Annotated in this window: 4 protein-coding genes; 2 read left to right on the top strand and 2 right to left on the bottom strand. The window is 51.3% G+C overall.

From position 1 onward, the window contains the following. Positions 1-509 precede the first annotated feature (509 nt). Positions 510-2,264: an ABC transporter ATP-binding protein gene (locus tag DWX59_RS24285; protein ID WP_117562410.1), complete on the bottom strand. Its 1,755-nt coding sequence runs from the start codon at positions 2,262-2,264 to the stop codon at positions 510-512. After that, on the bottom strand, positions 2,261-3,988 hold the full coding sequence (locus tag DWX59_RS24280) for an ABC transporter ATP-binding protein (RefSeq protein ID WP_117562408.1): 1,728 nt from the start codon (positions 3,986-3,988) through the stop codon (positions 2,261-2,263). Before DWX59_RS24280 ends, DWX59_RS24285 begins: the two co-directional genes overlap by 4 nt. 300 nt (positions 3,989-4,288) lie before the next feature. Here DWX59_RS24280 and DWX59_RS24275 point away from each other — a divergent pair, with 300 nt between their 5' ends. Further along, entirely contained in the window at positions 4,289-5,485 is a 1,197-nt protein-coding gene (locus DWX59_RS24275) for an ABC transporter substrate-binding protein (RefSeq protein WP_117562406.1), read from the top strand. Between the two features lie 192 nt (positions 5,486-5,677). Further along, positions 5,678-7,390, top strand: a complete 1,713-nt coding sequence (locus DWX59_RS24270) for an ABC transporter permease (RefSeq protein ID WP_117562404.1) — start codon at positions 5,678-5,680, stop codon at positions 7,388-7,390. Positions 7,391-7,394 lie beyond the last annotated feature (4 nt).

Here is a 7,394-nt window from a genome sequence, read left to right as displayed (position 1 = left end):
AGGTACTAGGGTGTGTTTGAAAATTGCTTTCCGTCAGATGGCGGGAATGAATTATCAATCAATCCCTTGAACAGAGCGGCTGGGAATCGGCGTAATCCAGGCCAACGGCTGTCTGGTCCTGTTCCCTGATTGGGCAAAGACCATATTCGGGGAATCAGCGGTTGTGATAGCTACCATCACTGCCGTGACCCTGAACCTGATCCTTCCTGAGGAGGAAACCCAGGAGGCAGAAGAGGTACAGGGGGAGACGGTGCAGATGAATGTGTCATAGTGATGGGGGATGGATGTATTAATATAGTATAAAAAAATGCAGGAAGAGGTATCATTTCTTCCTGCATTTTTCATTAATTATTCTGTCAGAAGTACCTGTATACAATATCAGGAATCATACTAAGTTAGCAATGTGTTATTTACTAATGTGTTATCTACCGATGTGTTGTCCGCCGCCACGCCATCTGCTTACCTGCCGCCCGCGGATATGCCATCCGCTGGCACACCGTCCTCCCCAATCACACCTCTGCAAACTGCGCATGGTACAGCTGTTCATAATACCCCTTTTTCACAAGCAGTTCTTCATGGGTTCCCTGTTCCACGATATTGCCGTCACGCATCACAAGGATTAAATCCGCATTGCGGATGGTGGATAGGCGGTGGGCAATCACAAAGGAGGTGCGCCCCTTCATGATATTCTGCATGGCGTCCTGAAGCATGTGTTCCAACCGGGTGTCAACCGAGCTGGTTGCCTCGTCCAGGATAAGGATCGGCGGATCGCACAGCACGGCCCGGGCAATGGTTAAAAGCTGTTTTTCGCCCTGGGAAATGTTGCTGGATTCCTCATTTAATATCATGTCATAACCTTCCGGCAGCGTCTTGATGAAGTGGTGGACATTGGCAATCTTGGCTGCCCGGATGACATCGGCGTCCGTGGCATCGTCCTTGCCGTAGGCAATGTTGTCCCGGATGGTTCCTTTGAACAGCCAGGTATCCTGAAGCACCATGCCGAATTTGGAGCGCAGGTCCTTCCGTTTCATATGGCGGATGTCAATGCCGTCTATGAGGATGGCGCCCCCAGTCACGTCATAGAAGCGCATCAGCAGGTTAATCAGGGTGGTCTTTCCCACTCCGGTAGGTCCTACGATGGCAACCATCTGCCCGCTTTCCACCCGGGCGTTCAGGCCCTGGAGCAGCGGTTTCTCCGGTGTGTAGGAAAAGTGTACATTTTCAAATGTCACGTTTCCTTCCACATGTTCCGGCGCTGCCTGACAGCGTTCATCCTCCGGCTCTTCCTCCTCGTTTAAGAATTCAAATACCCTGTGCACGGCGGCGGCAGAGGACTGGAGGGCGGATGACAGCTGTGTCATCTGGGACAATGGCTGGTTTACCTGCCAGATATAACGGATAAAAGCCTGCAGCTGTCCAACGGCAATGACCCCGGACAAGGCGTACAGCGCGCCCATGATGGCAATACAGCCAATACCCACATAGGTGATGAAGGATACCAGGGGAGACATGAGGCCGCTGATGAACTGGGCCTTGAACCCGTTCTGGCAGAGTTCGCTGTTGGCGGCCATGAAGTCGGCCAGGGCGTCCTCCTGTTTGCCGAACAGCTTGATTTCATTAAATCCGGTAAAGCTTTCCTGGACTACGCCGCTTAGGCTGCCCAGGGAGCTCTGCTGCTTTTCGAACAGAGGCTGGGATTTTTTTACAATCATCTTGGAAATGACCACGGAGCCAATGATGATTAGCATGGAGGCCAGGGCCATCTTCCACTGGATGGAGAACATCATGGCAACGGCCAGGGTCAGTCCTAAGATGGCGTTAAGTATCTGGGCAAAGCTTTGCTGCAGGGCATTGGATATGGTTTCCATGTCGTTGGTGACACGGCTCATGGTATCCCCCAGGGGATGCTGGTCAAAATAGGCGATGGGCAGGCGTCTGATCTTGCTCTCCACATCGTTCCTCAAGTCCACCATGGCGCTCTGGATGGCGTCGGTTAAGAGGAACTGGTAGGAGCAGTTGCAGATGGCCCCTGTCACATAAACAAGCAGCAGGGTTGCCACGATCCTGTATATGACTGTGAAATCCACCCCGTGTCCAGCTGTCACATCCTGGAACAGCTGGGTGGTTATCATTCCTTCCAGGGTAGGACTTAATGCTATGAGACATGAGGCCGCCACAATCAGCAGGATGGCCCCGGTTATCTTAAAACGGTATTTTTTCAGGTATGGGATCAGGCGCCTCATTCCTGTGGTGTTCATTTTCATGCTAATTCCTCCTCTGACAGCTGGCTTAAGGCAATTTCATGGTAAATACTGCAGGTTTTAAGCAGTTCCCTGTGTGTCCCGATCCCAACCACCGCGCCTTCATTCAGCACAATGATCCTGGTTGCATCCATGATGGATGTGACCCTTTGAGCCACAATCAGGGTTATGGCATCTTTTGTCTCGTATTTCAGCTGTTTTCTCAGATTGGCATCTGTTTTAAAGTCCAGGGCGGAAAATGAATCGTCAAAAATATAGATATCAGGCTTGCGCACAACGGCCCGGGCAATGCTGAGTCTCTGGCGCTGTCCGCCGGATACGTTGCCGCCGCCTTCTTCAATCATTTCTTCAAACTGTTTGGGCTTTTCCGTGATGAAATCATAGGCCTGGGCCACCTTGGCAGAGTGCTCCACCTCGGTCTGGACTGCATTGTGCTTACCATAGCGGATATTTTCATTGATGCTTCCTGTGAACAGCAGCGCCTTCTGGGGGATGAAGCCGATTTTTTCCCGCAGCGCCTTCAGGTCATATCTGCGCACATCCACATTGTCGATGCGGATGCTGCCGGAACTGATGTCATAAAACCTGGGAATCAGGTTAATCAGGGTGCTTTTTCCGCTTCCCGTGCTGCCGATGAAGGCAATGGTATCCCCCCGCCTGGCCTCAAAGGTGATATCCCGGAGGACCGGCGCCTCTCCGTCCGGATACTGGAAGGACACGTGATCAAATACCAGGGTGCCGCTGCCATCGCCCGCAGTGACCGGATTCCTGGGGTTCTGTATAAGGGGCTCCTCATCTAATAGTTCCTTGATTCTCCTGGCGCTGATTTCAGCCCTGGGATACATGACGAACACCAGGGAGAACATCATCATGGAGAACATGGCGTGGAACATGTATTCCTGGAACGCAACCAGGTTGCCCACCTGAAGGCTTCCCATGTCAATCAGCCTGCTGGACAGGACAAAGACAATGGAAACAGCCAGGTTTAAGAGCAGGAAAAAGGATGGCTGTGTCACGGACATGAGTTTGAACAGCTTTTTTGCATTGGCTGCGTAATCTTCGTTGGCCTGGTCAAACCGTTCTGTTTCATATTCATCCTTACAGAATGCCCGGATGACCCTGACCCCGGTCAGGTTCTCCCTGGTAATCCTGTTTAACTTATCCAGTCCCTTCTGCTGCCGGGTGCTGATCGGGTTGCTGGTCCTGGCTATCAGATATACCCCAAGGCAGATAATGGGCACACAGCCTCCGATGACCATGGACAGGGTCATGCTGGTGCGGATGACCATGAACATGCTGATGATGATCATGATCGGGGTCAGCAGGGCGGTGCGCAGGATGATGTTGATGAACTGCATCAGGATGAATGCGTCATTGGTGGTCCTTGTTATCATGCTGGATATGCCGAACTTGTTGTATTCGGTGTGGGAAAACTCCTGGGCCTTGCGGAAGATATCATTGCGGATATCCCTGGTCACCCGGGAACTGACCAGGGAACTGCAGTAGGCCAGCAGCACGTTCCCAATGCCTCCGGCAACAGCCACGGCCAGGATGGCTGCTCCCATTTTGTAGATGTAAGCGCGGTCATTTAATATGATGCCGTTGTCAATCATACGGGAAACGATGGTGGGAATGCCAAGCTCTGCCGTGGCAAATCCCAGGATGGCCAGGAGGTTGAAGAATACGTAAATTTTATAGCGTTTTAAATAATGTAGAATCAGATGCATCTGAACACTCTCCTTTGGATTTGGGTGGTATGAAGGTATCATTACCCTGGATAACCGTATTATTGTACCCTATAGGGTAACCCGATAGTCAAGAGGGTTTCTTTAGGAAGGAATAAGGTTGAAGAAAACAGGGGCGGTGTGTTCTGTGGGGAACGTTTCACTGTCATGCGATTGTGTATAATTAATAAAAAAATTGACCACAAGTTCAGAAATCACGACAAAATTACTTAAATCACGGTTTTCCCCCACCTTGTTTTCTGCTATGATGGAATCACCAGAAAAGATAGGAGGGGTTTTATTATGAAGAAAAGACTGGCACTATTGTTAGCATGTACCATGGCACTGAGCCTTACCGCATGCGGCGGTGGAAAGGCGGCAGATCCAACCACCACGGCGGCTCCTGCCACCACGGCTGCAACCGAGGCAGCGGGGGAGGAGAGCAAGGAGGCGGCGGATACCACGGCAGCAGAGGCAGCCGGAGGGGATATGGACGCCCTGATAGAGGCAGCCAAGGCCGAGGGCGAACTGACCGTATACGGCTCCTGTGAGGAGGAATACCTGTCAGCTGCATGCCAGAACTTTGAAAAGCTCTACGGAATCAAGACAAAGTATCAGAGACTTTCCACTTCAGAAGTTTATACCAAGATTTCTGAAGAGGCAGGAAAACCTTCTGCCGATGTTTGGTTCGGCGGAACCACTGACCCTTATAATGAGGCGGTTGCAGACGGACTGCTGATGCAGTATGACGCAATTAATGCCAAGAACCTGATTAGTGACAAATACAAAGATCCCACCGACTGCTGGTATGGAATCTACAAAGGCATCCTGGGCTTCATGGTGAACACGGAAGAACTGGACCGCTTAGGCCTGGAAGCGCCCAAGACATGGGATGACCTGACAAAGGAAGAGTATAAGGGACTGATCATGCTGTCCAACCCCAATACGGCAGGAACAGCGAAGCTGCTCATCAACACCATGGTTCAGATGAAGGGCCATGATGAGGCCATGGAATACTTTAAGAAGCTGGACAAGAATATTTCCCAGTACACCAAGTCCGGTTCCGGCCCATCCAAGATGGTAGGCCCGGGCGAGTGCGTCATCGGTATCGGCTTTCTCCATGACGGCATTTACCAGATTCTTCAGGGATATGACAATATCCAGTTAATCGTACCGGAAGACGGAACCTCCTTTGAGGTTGGCGCTACCGCAATCTTCAATGGCTGTACCCATCCAAACGCTGCCAAGCTGTGGATTGAGTATGCACTGTCTCCTGACTGTGTGGATCATGCAAAAGAGAACGGCTCCTACCAGTTCCTGGTGCTGAGCAACGCAACCCAGCCTGAGGAAGCAACCAGGTTCGGACTGGACATGAACAATACCATTGATTATGATTTTGAGGATGCAAAGGAAAACAGCGCCAAGTACGTGGAAGATTTCTTTGAAGCCCTTGGAAGTTCTGCAGACAGTGCGGACAGCAGCCGTTTCCTGACGGAATAAGAAGGGAATCCAAGGCATGACATGGATTTACAATAAGATAGGATAGGTTGACAGGATAGTGCTGCGTAATGCGCCGGAACGTACATTACGCAGCATTTTCTCCTTTGATGCTTATGCAGAGCGGGGCGCCCGGGCGTTCCGGATAGAAATGGGGCGCCTTTTGGGGGCCCGGATAGAAAGGGGGGCCTTTACGTGGCCAGAAAACAAAGCGCGCAGTTAGAGCGCAAGAAATTTTTCTCAGACCCCATCCTGGTGGGCATGATCGTGGTACTGCTCATCTTCCTGGCACTGTTCATCCTGTATCCTCTCCTGATGCTGCTGGTGGACAGCTTCCGCACCGAGGAGGGCGGTGTCACACTGGATGTGTTTAAGCGGGTACTGAGTCTGGAGCGGTTCCAGAAAGCATTTAAAAATACAGTGGTGCTGGGTCTGATTACCGGATTTACCTCCACTGCCATCGGTCTTTTATTTGCTTATGTGGAGGTGTATGTAAAGCTTAGGACAAAAATCCTTGAAAAGCTGTTTGCGCTGGTATCCATGCTTCCGGTGGTATCCCCGCCTTTTGTACTGTCCCTTTCCATGATTATGCTGTTTGGACGCAGCGGAATCATTACCAGGTCCCTTTTGGGCATCTATGATTCCAATGTATACGGGCTTAAGGGAATCGCCATTGTACAGACCCTGACATTTTTCCCGGTGTGTTACCTGATGTTAAAAGGGCTTTTAAAGAACATAGACCCGTCCCTTGAGGAGGCCACCAGGGATATGGGTGCCAGCCGATGGAAGGTATTTACAAGCGTCACCTTCCCCCTTCTCCTTCCCGGCCTGGGCAATGCATTCCTGGTTACTTTCATCGAGTCCGTGGCGGACTTTGCAAACCCCATGCTAATCGGCGGTTCCTACGATACCCTGGCAACCACAATCTACCTGCAGGTCACAGGCGCCTATGATTCCACGGGAGCAGCGGCCATGGCCGTGGTGCTTCTGTCCCTGACCGTTGTGCTGTTCCTGATACAGAAGTATTATCTGGAGAAGAAGACAGCCGCAACCCTTACCGGCAAGGCCTCCCGCATGAGGATGCTGATTGAGGATAAGAGCGTGACCGTGCCCCTTACCATATTCTGCGGGCTGGTGGCTGCGTTCGTACTGTTAATGTATATCATGGTCCCGTTCGGCGCCATGTTCACCCTCTGGGGCAGGGATTACAGCCTGAGCCTTAAGTGGTTCCAGTACATGTTCAAGACCAGCGGACTGAAGGCATTTAAGGATTCCTTTGTGCTTTCAGCCATTGCAGCCCCTTTGACCGCGTTTTTATCCATGGTGATTTCCTACCTTGTGGTGAAGAAAAAGTTCAAGGCCAAAGGATTCATTGAGTTTGTATCCATGCTGGCCATGGCGGTTCCCGGTACGGTTTTAGGTATCGGATACATCCGCGGTTATGCAAGGGGGCTGTTCGGCACAGGAATCATGAGCAGCCTTTACGGAAGCGGGCTTATCCTGATCATCGTGTTCATTGTGCGGAGCCTTCCCACCGGCACCAGGAGCGGCATCTCAGCCCTGCGCCAGATTGACAAGTCCATTGAGGAATCCGCATATGACATGGGGGCTAATTCGGCCAAGGTTTTCATGACCGTAACCCTTCCGCTGATTAAGGATTCTTTCTTCAGCGGCCTTGTAACGGCATTTGTGCGGAGCATCACGGCTATTTCCGCCATTATCCTGCTGGTAACACCGGACTTCCTGCTGATTACCTGCCAGATAAACGAGCAGGCGGAAAAAGGAAACTACGGGGTGGCCTGTGCGTACGCAACCGTATTGATTGTCATTACATACGGCGCGGTGCTGCTTATGGATACAATGATGAAGTTCTTTGGTGTCAGCAGGAAGATTAAGGCTGAGGAATAGGAGG

Source organism: Enterocloster aldenensis, assembly GCF_003434055.1.
GTDB lineage: Bacteria > Bacillota > Clostridia > Lachnospirales > Lachnospiraceae > Enterocloster > Enterocloster aldenensis.
This window is presented reverse-complemented; position numbering and strand designations above follow the sequence as displayed.